The sequence below is a fragment of the Marichromatium sp. AB31 genome, from assembly GCF_003718685.1.
Classification (GTDB): domain Bacteria; phylum Pseudomonadota; class Gammaproteobacteria; order Chromatiales; family Chromatiaceae; genus Marichromatium; species Marichromatium gracile.
The window spans coordinates 1-513 of record NZ_RHFI01000061.1; the positions used below are offsets into that span (position 1 = coordinate 1).

General features: G+C 73.5%; 1 protein-coding gene. It reads right to left on the reverse strand.

From position 1 onward, the window contains the following. The coding region (locus tag EBL84_RS17200) for a hypothetical protein (RefSeq protein ID WP_190288000.1) at nucleotides 1-513 on the reverse strand (513 nt) is incomplete at both ends.

Genomic DNA, 513 nt, shown 5'->3' on the forward strand with positions numbered 1-513 from the left:
GCGCGCTGCGCTCGGTGCTCACCCGGCTGGTGGCGATCAGCCCGAGCGACTCGGGCTTGCTCACCTTCACGCCCCCGACCGGGATGTCGACCTCCGGGCTGCTCGGGTCGACGTCGGTGCGCTCGCCGGGGGCGCTCGGGTCGCTGACCACCACCGCGACAGACTCGCCGGTGCGACTGTCGGTGGTGGTGCCGGTGGTCACCGGGGCGCCGTCGAGGGTGGTGTCGGTGAAGTCCGTGGTGGGGTTGAGCCCGGTGTCGACCCCGCCGCCGTCGATCACCGAGCCATCGTCGCCGCTGAACAGGTCATCGCCCGTCTCCGGGGTCGAACCGCCGCCGCCACCGCCGCTGCTGACGGCGGCGACGGTGATCGGGTTGGCGGTGAGATCGGCAATGGTCACCGCCGCCGCCGCGCCGCTGGCCCAGTCCTCGGCGGCGGCGAGGTTGTAGACGGTGGTATCGGCGGCCTGGGTGCCGGCCTGATCGAGCAGGGCGTCGACCGCGCTCTTGTCGG